1 pseudogene is annotated in these 715 nt (G+C 75.0%); it reads left to right on the top strand.

Features of this window, described 5'->3' with window-relative positions:
* Positions 1-589, top strand: a pseudogene (locus FNQ90_RS25725) (hypothetical protein); the annotation flags it as partial.
* Positions 590-715 lie beyond the last annotated feature (126 nt).

The following is a 715-nucleotide window of genomic DNA, read 5'->3' as shown; positions in this document are numbered from 1 at the left end:
GTGGAGCCGCCGGCAGCCGGGGCGCCAGGGCGGCGGGTTCGGGGAGCGGCGCCAGGACCGGCCGGGTGGCCGTCCCGGTCCGCGCTGGGATCCCAGCGACCCGATCCAGCGGCACGCCCGTTACGCGGTGCTGGCCGGCATGTGGGGTGTGTTCGCCGCGCTGTTGGGCTGGGACTGGCTGGCGCTGTTCCTGGCGGCCTTCGGTCTGTACTGGGGCATCGACTCGCTGCGCGGGGGCGCGCTGTCGGGGAAGAAGGCCGCGCCGACGGGCCCGGCGAACCGCGTGGAGGCGGTCGACCCCGAGCCGGCCCGGAGCGAGGCGGGCGAGGGGTACGGCACCCGGCCGGGCGGTGTGGGCGACGACCGGGGGCCGAAGGATCCCTCACGGCGTCCGCAGACCCTCTCGGCGATCGCCGGTGTGGTGCTCTCGGGGATCGCGCTGGCCGTGGTCGCGGCGGTGTTCACCGTGCAGATGGTCTACAAGGACTACTTCGACTGCGTGGAGGACTCGTTGACGATCCCCTCCCGCGAGGCGTGCGAGGAGTTGCTGCCGGAGCCGCTGCGGGAGATCTTCTCCGAGAACGCCTGAGCGTTCGCCCCGGTCTCCTCCCGGGCGACGACCTCCGTGCCGACTCCGGGCCGGCCACCCGTGCGGGTGGCCGGCCCGGAGTCGTCATCGGGGCGGGGGGTCGACCGGGGTCACGGCGTCGGTGTC

Origin of the sequence: Streptomyces alkaliphilus, from assembly GCF_014141535.1 — a bacterium.
In the GTDB taxonomy this organism is placed as follows: Bacteria; Actinomycetota; Actinomycetes; order Streptomycetales; family Streptomycetaceae; genus Streptomyces; species Streptomyces alkaliphilus.
This window is presented reverse-complemented; position numbering and strand designations above follow the sequence as displayed.